At 68.9% G+C, this 14,566-nt stretch carries 17 protein-coding genes; 6 read left to right on the top strand and 11 right to left on the bottom strand.

What is annotated here, in order from left to right; translation table 11 throughout:
* The first annotated feature begins 38 nt into the window (after nt 1–38).
* Nucleotides 39–485 carry a hypothetical protein gene (locus AC1MFI_RS01315; protein ID WP_479819023.1) on the top strand — a complete coding sequence of 149 codons (447 nt, stop codon included), beginning with the start codon at nt 39–41 and terminating at the stop codon, nt 483–485.
* 105 nt (nt 486–590) lie between these two features.
* On the top strand, nt 591–824 hold the full coding sequence (locus AC1MFI_RS01320; RefSeq protein WP_479819025.1) for a hypothetical protein: 234 nt from the start codon (nt 591–593) through the stop codon (nt 822–824).
* Between the two features lie 12 nt (nt 825–836).
* Here the strand turns inward: AC1MFI_RS01320 and AC1MFI_RS01325 are convergent, their stop codons facing one another.
* Complete coding sequence (locus AC1MFI_RS01325; protein WP_479819027.1) at nt 837–992, bottom strand: hypothetical protein; 156 nt, start codon at nt 990–992, stop codon at nt 837–839.
* 172 nt (nt 993–1,164) lie between these two features.
* Nucleotides 1,165–1,974, bottom strand: coding sequence for a hemerythrin domain-containing protein (locus tag AC1MFI_RS01330; RefSeq protein WP_479819029.1), 810 nt, complete (start codon nt 1,972–1,974; stop codon nt 1,165–1,167).
* A gap of 295 nt (nt 1,975–2,269) precedes the next feature.
* Between AC1MFI_RS01330 and AC1MFI_RS01335 the strand changes: the two genes are divergently transcribed.
* Entirely contained in the window at nt 2,270–3,163 is an 894-nt protein-coding gene (locus tag AC1MFI_RS01335; protein ID WP_479819031.1) for a hypothetical protein, read from the top strand.
* Between the two features lie 76 nt (nt 3,164–3,239).
* On the top strand, nt 3,240–3,950 hold the full coding sequence (locus tag AC1MFI_RS01340; protein WP_479819033.1) for a GAF and ANTAR domain-containing protein: 711 nt from the start codon (nt 3,240–3,242) through the stop codon (nt 3,948–3,950).
* Between the two features lie 13 nt (nt 3,951–3,963).
* Here AC1MFI_RS01340 and AC1MFI_RS01345 read toward each other — a convergent pair whose 3' ends face one another.
* Entirely contained in the window at nt 3,964–4,719 is a 756-nt protein-coding gene (locus tag AC1MFI_RS01345) for a GAF and ANTAR domain-containing protein (RefSeq protein WP_479819034.1), read from the bottom strand.
* A 258-nt stretch (nt 4,720–4,977) separates the two neighbouring features.
* On the opposite strand from AC1MFI_RS01345, the gene AC1MFI_RS01350 reads away from it, so the two are divergent.
* Complete coding sequence (locus AC1MFI_RS01350; protein WP_479819036.1) at nt 4,978–5,697, top strand: GAF and ANTAR domain-containing protein; 720 nt, start codon at nt 4,978–4,980, stop codon at nt 5,695–5,697.
* A gap of 38 nt (nt 5,698–5,735) precedes the next feature.
* Here the strand turns inward: AC1MFI_RS01350 and AC1MFI_RS01355 are convergent, their stop codons facing one another.
* From AC1MFI_RS01355 to AC1MFI_RS01385, 7 genes are all read right to left on the bottom strand, one after another.
* On the bottom strand, nt 5,736–6,551 hold the full coding sequence (locus tag AC1MFI_RS01355) for a GAF domain-containing protein (RefSeq protein ID WP_479819038.1): 816 nt from the start codon (nt 6,549–6,551) through the stop codon (nt 5,736–5,738).
* Between the two features lie 156 nt (nt 6,552–6,707).
* Nucleotides 6,708–7,727: an LLM class flavin-dependent oxidoreductase gene (locus AC1MFI_RS01360; RefSeq protein WP_479819040.1), complete on the bottom strand. Its 1,020-nt coding sequence runs from the start codon at nt 7,725–7,727 to the stop codon at nt 6,708–6,710.
* Between the two features lie 90 nt (nt 7,728–7,817).
* Nucleotides 7,818–8,996 (bottom strand): glycoside hydrolase family 18 protein, encoded by a 1,179-nt coding sequence (locus AC1MFI_RS01365; RefSeq protein ID WP_479819042.1) that lies wholly within the window; start codon nt 8,994–8,996, stop codon nt 7,818–7,820.
* Between the two features lie 45 nt (nt 8,997–9,041).
* The gene (locus AC1MFI_RS01370; RefSeq protein ID WP_479819044.1) at nt 9,042–9,872 is read right to left on the bottom strand and encodes a polysaccharide deacetylase family protein; all 831 of its coding nucleotides are present in this window, start codon (nt 9,870–9,872) and stop codon (nt 9,042–9,044) included.
* A 109-nt stretch (nt 9,873–9,981) separates the two neighbouring features.
* Nucleotides 9,982–11,478: a glycosyltransferase family 39 protein gene (locus AC1MFI_RS01375; RefSeq protein WP_479819046.1), complete on the bottom strand. Its 1,497-nt coding sequence runs from the start codon at nt 11,476–11,478 to the stop codon at nt 9,982–9,984.
* Entirely contained in the window at nt 11,475–11,642 is a 168-nt protein-coding gene (locus AC1MFI_RS01380; protein ID WP_479819048.1) for a hypothetical protein, read from the bottom strand. Before AC1MFI_RS01380 ends, AC1MFI_RS01375 begins: the two co-directional genes overlap by 4 nt.
* A complete protein-coding gene (locus tag AC1MFI_RS01385; RefSeq protein WP_479819050.1) occupies nt 11,642–12,754 on the bottom strand; it encodes a glycosyltransferase family 2 protein in 1,113 nt (370 codons plus the stop codon). Before AC1MFI_RS01385 ends, AC1MFI_RS01380 begins: the two co-directional genes overlap by 1 nt.
* A gap of 738 nt (nt 12,755–13,492) precedes the next feature.
* Between AC1MFI_RS01385 and AC1MFI_RS01390 the strand changes: the two genes are divergently transcribed.
* Complete coding sequence (locus AC1MFI_RS01390; protein ID WP_479819052.1) at nt 13,493–13,618, top strand: hypothetical protein; 126 nt, start codon at nt 13,493–13,495, stop codon at nt 13,616–13,618.
* A gap of 184 nt (nt 13,619–13,802) precedes the next feature.
* On the opposite strand, the gene AC1MFI_RS01395 is transcribed toward AC1MFI_RS01390, so the two are convergent.
* Nucleotides 13,803–14,339, bottom strand: coding sequence for a GAF domain-containing protein (locus AC1MFI_RS01395; RefSeq protein WP_479819054.1), 537 nt, complete (start codon nt 14,337–14,339; stop codon nt 13,803–13,805).
* Nucleotides 14,340–14,566: the final 227 nt, after the last annotated feature.

Below are 14,566 nucleotides of genomic sequence, written 5' to 3' on the forward strand. Positions count from 1 at the left end.
AGCACGCCGATCCATCCGTGCCCGTGCCGAGGAGAACCATGCGCAGTCTGCCCGACCGCTCAGGCGTGATCGCTGCGGGGATGTGCGCGGTAGTGCTCGTACTGGCCGGGTGCGCCGGTCCGGTGCTGGGCGTGCTGGAGAAGGACCAGGCGGACCGCGACATCCTGACCATCCGGACGGACCTCGAAGGCATCGACCTCGCGAGCACGCGGTTCCTGGCCGAGCGCGACGGCGTCGAGTACTTCGCGGCGACACCGGTGGACGGCAGTAGTGCGGAGGGCACCGTCTGCCTGCTCGTCGAGGAGGGCATCGGAGTAGGACTGGAATGCGCGCCGCTCGAGCGGGGCAGGGCAGGCGCGACGATCCGCGACAGCAGGGTCACGGCCGCGCTCCTGCCCGACGACGTCGACCGGAACGCCCTTGCGGATGAAGGCTTCGACCTGCTGCATCCCAATCTGGCGGTCCGCCCTGCCGAGGCCGACTAGCTGCTGATCCGGGTGCCTGAGCGGTGCCACGAGGAAGGGCTGGACACCGCCCTGCCCGGCGCGCCTAGCATGGGGTGGACAGGAAGGCCGGACGGAGGAGGAACCATGGCGGTTGCAGGGGACGACGGCGGCGAACTGATCGTCGGAGACGTCACGCATACCGGCGGCCGGGCGCTGGCGGTCGGGCTGGCCCACGCGGCGGATGACCAGGGCCTGCCGATGATCAGCGTCGGCTGGGTGGAAGAGGGCCAGCGGCTCGAGATATCGGTGGACGAGGCACGTGCTTTGCGGGACGAGCTGACGCGCATCATCCAGGACGCCGGCAGCTCCGGCTCCTGAAGACGCCGGGACCTATGCCTGGACCTGCGTCCGTCCCACGGTGATCCGGTGGTTCTGTTCGCAGTGGAAGACCGCGAGAGTCCCGTCGGGGACGGGCCCTTCGGCGGGCCACTGGTCCTCGCTCACCTCGATCAGTCCGGAACCGCAACTGGGGCATCGGGTATCCATCGTTCTGAATCCTCTCCTCGCATCAGGACCGGCGCGGCGCGACTGATCCGTCGTGCACCAGCAGTGGGGACGGTACCCGGCCCAGTACCCGGCCCAGTACACACCGGCCGCGACGCCCGCGCCACCGGGACCGGTGGCTCCGGAGGGTTCTGGACGAGCCGCCGGCCAGGAGCTAAGCGGCCCTGCGGGTCTTCTTCCGGACCGCTGTGACCACCAGGCCGACGGCGGCACCGGCGACGATCGCCGTCACCCATGGGAAGGACGGCCTGCCTGCCACATACCTCGTCGACGGGTGCTCGCCGGCGCGCATGATCGGCAGGAGTTCCACGGCGTGCGAGGCGCGCGTGAGCACGGAGCTGAGCCGGTGGAGCGCCGGCTCGAGTATCCCGGGTGCGCCGAGGAGCGCGTGGTCGACGACGTCGCGTCCGCGGTCGAGCACCGACAGGGGCAGGGCGGCGACGACATTCCCGGGTGGCCGCCGCGCCACCACGGGGTGGGCGCGGGTGGGGGCAATGCGCCGCACCAGCTCCCACAGCACGCCCAGCACCTGGAGCTCCCGGCGGGTGACGCGGGCCTGGAGCCTCGGGAAGAGGGCGTCCTCCTCGTCACGGACGTCGTCGTCGAGCACCTCGGTGAGCCGGCCGAGCACGTCCGCGCGCTCGGCAGACCCGTCCGCGAGGCCCTCCAGCTTCTGCACCAGCTCGTTGACCTCCTGGTGCTCCCGCTCCACCTCGAGCGTGAGCTCACCGCCGTCGGGCAGGACCCTGCGCATGACCGGCCACAGGACCGATTCCTCGGCGAAGGCATGGGGGAACACCAGCCGGTAGATGTCGAGCAGCACGGCGGCCTGGTCCTCGCCCGTGGTCCCCCTGAGCTGCTCGATCAGGCCATGGAGCTTCACATGGTCCCGCTTCTGCCGCACGAGGACGCTGAGCGGCCCGCCGAGCTGGTCGGTGGTCTGGTCTGCAACCGAGGTATACATGCGTTCTCCTGGGACTGGACGGACAGGGCGCCCTGCGCGGCACCGGAAGGACCCCCCATTCCTACCCGCGTCACGCCGGCCGATACAGTCACGCTTCGTTCTGGTGTGCCCTGCCACCGGTGCCTATAATCGGCCGTGCTCACCGCCTGGGCTGGGCCCCGCGGCCGAAGCGGGAGGCACGGCCCTCGCCGTGCCCGACCGGTCCCATCCGGTGGCCGGGGTGCAGGCGCCATGGGACGGTGGGAGGGACCTCGCCCCGCTTCGGGGCGGCGGACATCGCGGAAGGACGGCACACATGGATCCGGCGGACCGGGCGGCGGCCCTCTACGCGCTCCCACTCGACCAGTTCGTCGGAGCGCGGAACGCCGCGGCCAAGGAGGCGGCCAGGCAGGGCGACAAGGAGCTCGCCGCCACGTTGCGCAGGCTTCCCAAGCCCGCAACGGCCGCCTGGCTCGTCAACATGCTCGTCACCCGGCGGAGGGACGAGGTGGCGCAGGTGCTCGAGCTCGGTGCTTCTCTCAAGGAGGCGCAGGCGAGCCTCGACCGGGCGCAGCTCCATGCGCTCGGCCAGCAACGCCAGCGACTCCTCGCCGCCGTCGCCCGCCAATCTCTGGACGCAGCCGCCGAAGCAGGCCAGGACACCGGAGACACGGCCCTGCCCGGCGTCGAACAGACACTCCGCGCGGCACTCGCGGACCCTCGGGCGGCAGCGGCCGTACTCACCGGACGGCTGGTGCGGACGCTCGAGGCGACCGGGTGGGACGCGGCGGACCTGGCAGGCGCCGTCGCCGGCCCGTTCACTCCCCCGGGCATGGAGGACGACGGGCCGGAGGGGGACGGCTCCGCTGCTGCCGATGAGCGGACGCGGCCGCCCGGGCAGTACTCCGCGCGTCAGCGGAAGGAGGCGCAGGACCGTCTCGCGGCCGCGCGCGATGCCCTCGCGTCCGCAGAGGACACCGCTGCGAAGATCCAGCGGAAATCGCAGCGGCTCACGGTGCGGCACGACGGACTGACGGCTTCCATCGAGGATCTGGAGGAGCGGCTCGCTGCGCTGCGGCGGGAACTCTCCGATCTCGACACGGAAGCCGAAGGCCTCGAGCACGAAGCAGAGGACGCCGAACGGTCGGTCACGGATGCGAAGCACGCGGAGGAAACTGCACGAACAGCCATGGAGGGTCTCGGCGCCTGACGGAGCGCCTCGGCGATGCGGCGACGGCGTAGGATGTGACGGACAAGAACGGCAACCGCCAGCCGAGGGAAGAATTGTGACCGAGCAGGAAGTACTGAGCGACGTCAACGACGAGCTGTTCGCCCTCCTGGCCGAGACGGCGGGCATCCAGGAATTCCTCGACGAGTTCGCCGTCATGGCCGCGCGCCGTCTCTCACGCACGAGTGAGGTCTCCTGCGCGATCACCCTGGTTCGTCGGAAGAAGGCCGGAACCCTCGCAGTGAGCGACGCTCTCGCACGCTCGGCCGACGAGTTCCAGAACCGCTTCCACGAGGGCCCCTGCCTCGAGGCCGCGGCCACGGGAACGTCCGTGTACTGCCCGGACGCGACCCTGGACGCGCGTTGGCCTGCGTACCTCGGGCGCCTCGACACGACCCGGATCCGTTCCATCCTCGGGGTCTCCTTCGCACTCGAGGACAGTGGGCGCGCTGCACTCAACCTCTACTCCCCCCAACCCGACGCGTTCACACCGGCGAGCATCAAGGCCGCCGAAGGCCTCGCGGAGACCGCGTCCTCGTCCCTCAGGTTCGCGGTGCGGGCGGCGTCGGCAGAGGACGAACAGCACAACCTGGCCGCCGCGCTGGCCTCACGCCAGACCATCAACACCGCGGTCGGCGTCATCATGTTCCAGAACAAGTGCTCACAGGCGGACGCCCTGGCGATCCTCCAGCGCGCCTCCAGCAGCCGGAACATGAAGCTCCGGCTGATAGCCGAACACGTGGTGGAGTCGGCGACCCGGCAGAGCTGATCCGGACTACGGCTCAGGCGGGTTCGGGGCCGTCGAAGTGGGTACTGACGGGGGCGTCCGCGGTGCTGGTGAGCACGTTCGAAGCGAGGTCGCGGAGCTTCATGTTCCGGGCGCTCGACGCCGCCCGCAGGATCTCGATGGCCTCGTCCTGGCTGCATCGGTTCTGGGCCATGATCACACCCGCCGCCAGGTCGATGGTCGTGCGGGACTCCATCGCCGCGGCCAGATGGTCCGCCTTCTCCGTGAGGCGTGCGAGGCGGAGCGCGAGCCGCAACGGCGTGGACGCCTCCTCGGCGAAGAGTTCCGCCAGTTCCACCTTCGCGTCCGAGAAGGCACCGGGCCGGGGCGAGTAGTAATTGACGGCGGCCTTCTCCAGGCCGTCGAGCTGCACCGGCACTCCGAGTCCGGAGCGGATACCTTTCTGCAGCGCCGCAGAGCTGTACAGGGGGAAGGTGGCGTCCTGCGCGAAGTCCTCCACCCCGACGGTCCTGCTCGTGGCGGCAGCCCTCATGCACGGTCCGTCGTCGAAACGATACTGGAGGTCCGCGAGGCGCCGCGCCGTCTGGCAGCTGCTCGCGATCGTGGCCCTGGTACGCGGTCGGAGGAGCGTCACGCTCGTGAGGATCTCGGCGTCGTCGTCGGACAGGATCGCCGCCGCTGCGCCCACGAGCCCTTCGAGGAACTCGTCCAGATCGGCACTGACGACCACCAGGTCGTCCAGCATGCTCCTCGTGTCCGGTGCGGACCGGAACCCCAGTGAGTCACTCATTGCACATCCCCCTCGGATTGCCTGTACCTGGCGTGCGGCACGGCGAACAGGAACGCTGCTACATGCTGAACAACTGCAGATAATCCTACTGAGCAGGTGGTGGTCAGACCAGATGCGCGGTCCGAGGCAGCTGAAAACGAGTAGCGCTTCGACGCCTGATTTGCCTTGATTCCGGGAGATGACTACATTAATCGACGTCCAGAAGTGGGCGCTGACTACCGCCGGCACGGCCGGCATCAGGACATATCGAGGCTTACCTTGAATTCTGAGCCCAACCTCAACGAACTCGCCGTGGTCTTCGGCCGTGTTCGCGGACTCCTGCTCACCGAAGAGACGGTGCAGCACGCCGTGGACCTCCTCGCCGAAGCGGCCCGTGACCTCATCCCCGGGGCGATCGGGGCGGGCGTCTCGCTCATTCATCGCGGACGACGGACGAGCACCGGCGCAACCGACCGCCTCGTCACCCGCGCCGATGAACTGCAGTACGAACTGTCGGAGGGTCCCTGCCTGAGCGCGTGGTCGACCGCCACCCCGGTCCGGGCCGACGACACCATGTCGGAGGACCAGCGCTGGCCCCGGTGGGCGGCGGCCGCAGCCGCGATGTCCGTGCGATCGTGCCAGAGCGTACCCCTGATCCAGAACGGGACCGCGATCGGGGCCATGAAGGTCTACTCGACCGAGGCCGGCGCCTTCGACGAGACCACAGAGAGGGCTCTGACGCGCTTCGCCGTGCCCGCTGCCGCGCTGCTCAGCCACGTCCAGACCACGGAGACGCCCCAGCAGATCCGCTCAGAGCTCTCCACCGCCCTGCAGATGCGGGACCGGATCGGCATGGCCAAGGGGATCCTGATGGCGCAGCTCGGCGTCGACGACCGCAGTGCGTTCCGGGAACTCGTCGCGCGCGCCGAGCACACACGACGCTCGGTGGCCGACGTCGCCCTGGAACTGACCGGTGGTACCGGCGCGCCGGACGCCTAGACGCCGTCGGCGGTTGACCGGGAGCGACCCACCCACCGTCAGTTGCTCTCGGCGGTCCGCCGCCACGCCTCCTCGGCGTGCCGTGTCCGGCCGATCTCCTGCTGGGCGCGGCGGGCGAATGAGCGGAAGCTATGCCGCTCCGCGCTGGAGAAGACATGGGGACGCTGATCGAGGATGCAGAAGGTACCGATGTTCCAGCCTCCCGGGCCCCGCAGCGGGTGCGCCGCATAGAACCTCAGGTAGGGTTCGCCCACGACCAGCGGGTGGTCGCTGTAGCGGTCGTCGGCGTGCGTATCAGGAATCACGAGCGGGTCTGCCGTCCTGATCGCCTCGTCGCAGAATGCCTCCCGCCGGGGCAGGTGCTGCCGAAAGGCTCCGACGGACGCCTTGAGGTACTGGTGGTCCGCACCGACGAGCGACACGCCTGCGGAGCTGACACCGAAGGCCTCACGCGCTTCCGCGACGAGCGCGCCCAGCGCCGGCGCCGGGCCCGGATGCATCAGCCCGGTGGCGGCGAGTGACCGCAGCCGTTCGGCCTCTGCTTCGCCGTCGGTCAGCAGCCACGCTGCTGCCGCGCTGATCTCGGGGCCGTCCGATGCCTCCCGGTCGGCGGCGGGCGAGGAGGCGTAGGGTACGAGGCTCGGTAGCCGGCGATCCCAGAGCATCTCATTGATCGCGTGCGCCAGGATGTCCCGCTCGAGCTCCCCCATCGGCGCCGCGCCCCGCAGGAAGAGGTCCACCTGTGCTTCGCAGAGGTGTCCACCATTGCCGCAGTAGTGGAGCCATACCTTCTCGAGCGGCAGGTTGCAGAGCGCGAGAGCCTCGAGCATGAGTCGTCGCTGGACCGGGTCCACTGCGTCTCCTCGAGGTCGTCATCGATGCTGTCGCCGAAATGGTCAGCACCCTTACTGATCGACGTTACCCGAGGTTCGCCAGGCGGGAAACCCCGTGGACGGTTGGACCCAGCGCTTCCCCGTCGCCGATGCGGCGTAGTCGGCGCCGCATCGGCCTCAGCGCAGGCCCGCCGCCGGTCCGACGAGTTTCACGATGTTCCCGAGGAGCGCCGCGTTGAAGTCCACGCCGAGCTGGTTCGGAATCGTCACGAGCAGGGTGTCCGCGGCCTGCACGGCCGCGTCGGCGGCGAGCTGCTCCGCGATGACGTCCGGCGGCCCGATATAGCTGCGCCCGAAACGGGACCGGGCGCCGTCGAGGATGCCCACCTGGTCCGTCGACTCCCGCTGGGCGCGGACGCCGAAGTAGTACTCGTCGGCCTCGCTCACGATCGGCAGGATGCTGCGGCTGACCGAGACCCTCGGGGTCCGGTCGTGCCCGGCGTCAGCCCACGCCTCGCGGAAGATGGAGATCTGCTCGGCCTGCAGCTCGTCGAACGGGACGCCGGTGTCCTCCGTCAGCAGCGTGGAGCTCATGAGGTTCATACCCTGCTCCCCCGCCCACCGGGCGGTCGCGCGGGTGCCGGAACCCCACCAGATGCGCTCGGTCAGGCCGGGCGAGAGCGGATCTATCGGCAACCTCCCGGTGCTGCCCGTCATACGCGGATTGGCGTCGGCGACGCCCTGGCCGGCGATCGCCCGACGGAACAGGTCAGTCTTCCCCCGCGCCAGGTCCGCGTCGGTCGACCCCTCCTCGGGGAGGTACCCGAAGGTGCGCGAGCCGTCGAGCGCGGTTTCGGGCGACCCCCGGCTGATGCCGAGCTGCAGCCGCCTGTTGCTGATGAGATCCGTGACCGCGGCTTCCTCCGCCATGTAGAGCGGGTTCTCGTACCGCATGTCGATGACGCCGGTACCGAGCTCGATGGTCTTCGTCCGCGCCGCCATGGCGGCGAGCAGGGGGAACGGCGCCGAGTACTGCGGCGCGAAGTGGTGCACGCGCATGTACGCGCCGTCGACCCCGAGCTCCTCGGCGGCCACGGCGAGCTCCACCGCCTGCACGAGGGCGTCCTGTGCAGTGGGCACGAGTGATCCGCGCACGTCCTGGTAGTGGCCGAAGGACAGGAATCCGATCTTCTTCATGCCGGGTGAAGCGCCAAGAAGCCCTCGCGCATTCCCGGCCGGCAGACGGGCACCGGCCCCCTCCCCGTCCGATCGCTGCGCTGGGCACCGTCACGAGCGGGCGTGGTCCACGGTGACGCCCTCCACCGTTGCACCGACGTCGGCGTTGGCCAGGAGCCACGTACGCGCCTCACCGTGCCCCGAGAGCACGAAGCCACCCTGCGGGATCGATGTCCCGGTCACCGATCCGCCGCCCTGGCGATCGTTGATCTGGATGACCCTGCCTCCGCTCACGGTCACCTCACAGCCGTAAGGATTGGTGGACGTGGTCGCCGCGCTGTCCGTGTACGCCACCAGGGCATCGAGCTCCCGGGCGACATCGATACCGGCGAGCGGGTAGGAGGCCGAGCCGATCGTCACGACGAGGCCGGGAGGCTGGAACGGCATCGGCGGCGGGGTCGAGGGCATCGTCCGCCAGGCAACGGCATGGTCCAGCACGAGCGGGGCGAGCTGCCTCGCGAAGGCCCAGCCCCGGTCGGCGTCGGTCTTGTGCTGCCACAGGAACGCACCGCGGATCGCCGGGAACTCCTTCTCGATTGCACGCCAGGCCGTGCGGATCTGCGCCATGGAGGAGTAGTCCTCCATGTCCTCCATGCCGAAGCCCACGACGATCTTGCTCGCGTCCCCGCCGGCCACGTCCCGCACCCAGTCACGTGTGGTGTCGATGATGTATCCCGGGTCGGCCAGTCCCGGACCGTCGTAGAACTGCGGCCCGGCGTAGGTCATGAGGTCCTTCGACAGGGCATCGCGGATCATCGCCTTGTCCTCTGCATTCCAGGGGGCAGGTGGGGACGTGATCCCGAAGTCCTGGCCGAACCGGCGCTTCAGCTCGGCGAACATCCACAGGTACTCGGGGGTGTTCGGTGTGGCCTCGGCCTCGAAGGTGTTGAAGTCCACTCCGTCGATCACGGGGCTGGCCAGGGTGCCACCGAGCTCGGCGTTGATGCGCACCACGCTGTCCACGAAGCGCCTGCTCACGGCCCGCGAGGAGAAGTCGATACCCTGGCCGGCACCGCCCGTCGAGAGCACGACCCGCTGGCCCCTGGCGCGGACGGTCCGGATGTCGGCGGCGATGTCGTTCATCCCCCACCCGATACCCCCGGCGCCGCCGGAGCGACCAGCGGCGAACAGGTAGAGCACGTTGTACGACTGCGGGATTTCGGTGAGCCGGATGTCGGGGTTCCAGCGCGTCCAGTAGACGGCGACGACCTTGCTCGGCAATGCAGTCACAGGAGCGTCCTCTGCGTGGGGGTCGGTCCGGACGACGGGATCTCTTCAGCCGTACATCTGCAGGACGTTTCCAGTAGTATCCTCGCGCATCGCGGTGGTGGCGCACAGTCCCTTCTCGTTCATCGCGTCCACGATCGCCTGGAGTGCGTCGATGGACTTGAGCGTCGCCGGTCCCTGGCCGTCGTGCATCGTGATGATCGATTCGTCCTTCATACCCCGGACCGTGGCGTCGATGATCTCCTGGGGGCTCGCACCCTCGTTGTCGTGGGTGTCCACGATGTTGTCGTCCTCGTGGTACCCCCACGGCATCACGAGACGCAGGTCGAGCTTCTGGGCGACCTCGTCCACCTGCTTGTTGATCGCGCCGTAGGGCGGGCGATAGAGCGTGGGGCGAGGTGCACCAGCGGCCTCGAGGGCCTCGTTCGTCCGCTCCAGCTCGGTATGGACCCACGCTGCGGACCAGGCGTGCGAGCTGCCGTCGGGCAGCTCGCCGGTCGTCAGGTCGGGGTGGTCCCAGCTGTGATTACCGATCACATGGCCCTCGGCGAGGGCACGGGTCACGGTGCGCTCGCGCCCCTTGATCTTCTGGCCGTTCCAGAAGAAGACGGCATCGATGCCGTAGCCATCCAGCGCATCGAGCACCTTCTCGGTGTTCTCGCGCGGGCCGTCGTCGAAGGTGAAGGTGACGTGGCCACCCGAGCAGCTGTTGTCCAGGGGACGCTCCACGATCGGAGTGCTCCGGCTTGCGGCGGGGGTGACAGCAGCCACCGAGGCCGAGTGATCCTGGACAACCATCTGGATGGCCCCGGCGAGGACGACGGCGGCTGCGGCCGAAGCGGTCACCGTCGTCGATCTGCGGCGTCGGGTGCGGCTCATGCCGCGTCGCCCTTCCCGCGGGCCACGCCGTCCTCGGATGCCGGTGACGTCCCGGCCGCGGCGTTCCGTGCTTGCCGCGTCGACATGTCGGCTCGCTTCCGGCGGGTGTTCATTCTGTCCCCTTCTGGGTGAAGACCAGCCACAAGTCGGTTTCCGAGTGCTCCCGCGCGGGGATCGTTGCGGTGAGCTCGTAGTACGGGCTGTCCCGGAGCGCCTGGAGCAGCGTCACCTGTGCTGCGTCCTGATCGGGTGACCCGGTGCTGACCGTGCGAAGAATGGCGGACTGGAACTGCTGGTCCTCCACCGCCACCCTGATCAGGGCCTCGTCGGCGGGATAATCGGAGAAGGTGAGGCCCTGGCTCCCGGCGCGGTCGCGCAGGTGGTATCTCAGGGCGTCCGTGGCCGGCGAGATGTAGGTGCCCCGCTGAGGATCTTCCGCTATCACGTCGACGACGGGCTGGACGCTGGCCCAGGAGTTGTAGATGGCCTCCGACCGGGCGAACCCGAACAGCAGGACCACCAGCAGCAGCACCGCCACCGGGAGCAGCTTCCATGCGCCCCTGGACAGCTCCGCCAAGGAGTAGCCGGCCAGGGGAGCCAGGAAGAGCGCGGCATACGCCATGTGCTTGTCGAAGGAGACACCCTCGCCGAGCGCCACATGGGCGGCGGGCAGCGCCAGACCACCGGCGAACAGTCCCAGTCCCAGCAGGGCATGGCCCGGCCCGCGCCGGACCAGCAGCAGCACTCCGGCCAGTGCGATGAGGATGAGGATGCCGATGTCGAGCGTCATCCACGCCGCCAGGTCGCCCGTCGGCGTCGGGCTTGATGCGCTTCGATCGGTCACGGTGCGGGCGATGCCCGATGTGATCAGGGGCGACCAGGCGAGCCAGGCGGCCCCAGGGATCGCTATCGCGATCACGCCGGCCAGCACCGCCCGCCGGCGCTGCGAGGTGAGGAGCACCACGACGAGCACCACCGGGATGAAGATCGCGCCGGTGTATTTGATGATCGGAACCAACCCGAGGAGCGCTCCGGTGGCCACCGCGGATACCCGGCCATTCCGGACACCTGTCCAGAAAGCGGCGGCGAGCATGGCGAGCACCAGGGCGTCGAAGGTGGCCAATGCACCGGTGAACACGACGGGACCGGTCAGTGCGAAGACGGCGGCCGCGAGCATGCCCTCGCTCCGGTAGCCCAGGGCAGCCATCGCGCGGTACACGAAGACCGTCGCCGCCAGCACGCAGAGCAGGCTGAATCCCCTGACCAGCTGAAGCCCGCCGAGGGTGTCCAGGACGGCAGCGAGCACGGGATAGGCGAACGGCAGACCGGAGAACGAACCGCCGTAGGCATCGACGCCGTCGCCCGTCAGCCAGTGTGTGAGGTAGTCATGCCCTGCGTTGAGGTAGAGCGCCTCATCGATGAAGGCGGTGTTGGACAGCCGGAGAGCGAGTACGGCCAGCACGGCCAGCACGGCGATCAGCGGAGCACGCCCCACCCAGCGCGGCGTGCTCTCGACCTGGAGCCTGTGCGGCAGCGCCTGGGTGACGGCCTCGTTCCAGGCCGGGCGACGGTACGCGTCGACCGGGCGGCCGAGAGTGTCGGTCATGGGAGCTTCCTCCTCGGAGGCAGCGTGGCGTCGTGCTCGTGCTTGGGCAGCATGCGGCGGACGGCGATCCCGAGGACCACCAGCGTGAGAGCAGTCAGCCCGACAACCCCCGCCATGAAGCCGTGGTGCGTGACCTCCTCCAGAAGTCCCAGGAAGGTATCCATCAGGTCAGCCACTCCTTCTCTCCGCCGCGCAGCGCGAGGCGAAGTGCTTTCCAATAGGCGATCGACTGGTAGACCTCATAGATCCATAGCGGGATGATGAGGGCGGCATAGATCCGCGCTCTCCAGCCGGCGTTCCAGGTGGCCACCAACTGGTCGAGCATGAACACCGGGATGATGAGCAGCCAGAACGGGTGGAACGCCACTTCCTCGAGGGTCAGGGCGTAGGTCCAGATCAGCACCATCAGCAGCGGGATGATGGTCCGGAAGTAGGTCCACGCCTGCACCACCCAGGCCTTGCGGGTGTGCTCGACGAATCCGTAGGTGAACAGGGTCTCCAGCGTTCCGCGCTGCCAGCGCAGTCTCTGGATCATCCAGTCGTGCCACGTCGGCATCACGTCGGTGTCGACGATGCAGTCGGCGGCGCATCGCGGGTCGTAGCCCACTCGCTTCAGCGCCACGGTCAGTTCGTAGTCCTCCGTGAGTGAGGACTCCTCGTAGACCAGTCCCTTGACACCGGGGATGACACGGGTGCCTCGCATCTCGGCCACCTTGCGCAGCGCCTCGACCGTGAACATGGTGGCCGCGCCCGACAGCACATGGATGCGCCCGGCACGCCGATGTACCGAGCGCAGCCCCTGGGTGTACTCGATCTTCTGCAGCAGGGCCACCCGTGACGGGTGGTCGGCTGCGACGTAGGAGCCGCTGATACCCCCTCGCATCGGCCAGTGCTCGAAGTAGGCCATGCCGGCCGCCACGAAGTGGAGGTCCAGGCGGCTGTCCGCGTCCATCATCAGCACGACGTCGTGAGGCTGGAGCGCCGGGAGGATCTTGGCGAGCCCCTGGTTCAGGGCTCCTGCCTTCTTCGCCGTGTTGTCCCAGGTCTCCAGGACCTCGACCCCCATGGCCCTGGCGATGTCCACGGTGCCGTCGGTGCAGTTGTCAGCCGTGACGAGGATGTGGTCGGGGGCCTGGGTCTGGCGGCGGAGGCTGTCGATCGTCTGCGCGATCCCGATCTCCTCGTTGTGGGCGGGGATGATCGCGATCACGCGGGCGGGCGGCCGGGGTTTCCCGACCGCCTGCCCGAGGGGGCGCTGGCTGATGTCGCTGCTCACGTGCACGACGGGCCTCCGTGCTGGACTTCGGCGCAGCGGCGGCAACTTACCCTGACCCGCTCCTGCTGCTCGGGCTGCGGCCGCTCCCGCGGCACGGCGGCCGTCAGGGCAGGGGCATCGATCGTGGTGGTCATGGCTGCTGATCCTCCTGGGGCGGGGTCACGGGCTCGGGACGACTCACGACGGTGCGGGTGCGCAGCGATCCGCGCTCGTGACGTCGGACTGAACGAATGAGATTCATTGAGACCTTTTCGAAGCTGATGGATCCGGAGGGCCTGTCCAAGCCCGGTTGCTCGCCCACTGACCTCCGCGTGGCCATGCGCTTGTACCCGCAGGAGAAGCGCACAGCATCAGGACGGAAGGTGACCGCCGCCGTTCGAATGGCCAGGTTGCCGTGCCGAGGTCCGGTATGCGTTCTTGCGCATGCAAAGGAGCACTCGATGACAGCTCGCTCGACAGTCGGAAGGGGAATGGGGTCCTCTTTGACTTGGCCACAGTAGAAAGCATGGCTGCGCCATCACGCCTGATCACGAGTAGGTGGTACCCCAGATCGAAGGGTGGCTACTCGGCCGGCCCGTTCGTTTCACTCGATTCGCGATGGCCGGGCACGGGTCAGGTGGTGGCCTGCGCTTATCGGGGCCCAATGCGCCGCGGGACGGATCCAGGCGGCACCGCCGGCTTCCTCTACGGCGGCGTCATCGGCCAGCTCGGGGACACGCTCCTGGGACTCCGGCCGTAGTGAAGGAGAGCTTCGACGAGAACCGCGTGGGCCTGGACCGCCTCGCCTTCAGCGTGGCAGCCGCGCGGTCCTCGATGAGGCCGCCGCACTGCTCGACCACCAGGGCGTCGCTCACGCCGGCGTGAAGGACATCGGTGCGGGCTACCTCCTGGAGTTCCGCGATCCGGACAGCATCGCACTGGAACTCTTCGCGGCCATGGCCTGGCGGACAGTACTGCTGAGCCCGGAGCGATGACGGCGGCGAGGGCCGTGCTGACGAGCAGCACCGCGGCCGGGCGGGTAGGCCTCGGTGCGCCCTGGAGGGAACGGTCAGACCGGAACGTTCACCTCGAGCTCGGCTTCGTCCGCGAGGCGTCGCAGGTGCGCCTGGTCGGTGCTGCTGAGGTCTCGCGGTTCGGTGTCGAGGATGCACATGCTGCCGATGAACCAACCCCCGGGACCGCGAAGGGGAACTCCCGCGTAGAACCGGATGAAGGGCGAGCCCACCACCAGGGGGCTCTCCTGGAAGCGCCGGTCCTCACGGAGGTCCGGCACCACGAGGGGCTCCTCACCCTGGATGGTGATGGTGCAGAACGCCTCCTCGCGCCGGATATTGCGCGGGAAGGGCCCGACGACCGACTTCAGGTACTGCCGGTCCCGGGCGATGAGCGAGATGACGGCCGTGGTGACGCCGAAGAGAACCTGCGCCCGTCGCGTGAGCCGATCGAAACGCTCCTCGTCCCCGGTATCGAGCAGACCGCTGCGCTCCAGGGAACGGAGCCGCTGGCGCTCGATCTCCAGGGGCGCGGCCGGGACACGCAGGGGGGCTCCGTGGGGTGGCACGTAGCCGAAGTGGGGCAGGGTCAAGAAGGGGTGTCCGCTCAGATGGGGGTGGCAGCGTGGGATTCCGTTCGCCACGGCAACCGGATAACTCCATTCTGCACGGTCAACCTCAAGTCACCCCTCTGCCGGCCGTCACCTGGTGCAGGGTTTGGCGAGCTTTCCCCGAAGCAACAGGAGTTTCCTGCTCGTATACAGCGCGACGACGGCGGGCCGACTTTCCAGGGCGGCCCGCCGTCGTCGTCCTTCTCCTG

This window comes from Arthrobacter sp. BC5 (genome assembly GCF_056680255.1).

What these genes read in the sequence shown, in the direction of transcription:
- AC1MFI_RS01335 (WP_479819031.1), top strand. Translation starts at nt 2,270, where the DNA reads ATGGATCCGGCGGACCGGGCGGCGGCCCTCTACGCGCTCCCACTCGAC.
- AC1MFI_RS01370 (WP_479819044.1), bottom strand. Translation starts at nt 9,872, where the DNA reads ATGAGCCGCACCCGACGCCGCAGATCGACGACGGTGACCGCTTCGGCC.
- AC1MFI_RS01325 (WP_479819027.1), bottom strand. Translation starts at nt 992, where the DNA reads ATGGATACCCGATGCCCCAGTTGCGGTTCCGGACTGATCGAGGTGAGC.
- AC1MFI_RS01330 (WP_479819029.1), bottom strand. Translation starts at nt 1,974, where the DNA reads ATGTATACCTCGGTTGCAGACCAGACCACCGACCAGCTCGGCGGGCCG.
- AC1MFI_RS01360 (WP_479819040.1), bottom strand. Translation starts at nt 7,727, where the DNA reads ATGAAGAAGATCGGATTCCTGTCCTTCGGCCACTACCAGGACGTGCGC.
- AC1MFI_RS01345 (WP_479819034.1), bottom strand. Translation starts at nt 4,719, where the DNA reads ATGAGTGACTCACTGGGGTTCCGGTCCGCACCGGACACGAGGAGCATG.
- AC1MFI_RS01320 (WP_479819025.1), top strand. Translation starts at nt 591, where the DNA reads ATGGCGGTTGCAGGGGACGACGGCGGCGAACTGATCGTCGGAGACGTC.
- AC1MFI_RS01380 (WP_479819048.1), bottom strand. Translation starts at nt 11,642, where the DNA reads ATGGATACCTTCCTGGGACTTCTGGAGGAGGTCACGCACCACGGCTTC.
- AC1MFI_RS01375 (WP_479819046.1), bottom strand. Translation starts at nt 11,478, where the DNA reads ATGACCGACACTCTCGGCCGCCCGGTCGACGCGTACCGTCGCCCGGCC.
- AC1MFI_RS01315 (WP_479819023.1), top strand. Translation starts at nt 39, where the DNA reads ATGCGCAGTCTGCCCGACCGCTCAGGCGTGATCGCTGCGGGGATGTGC.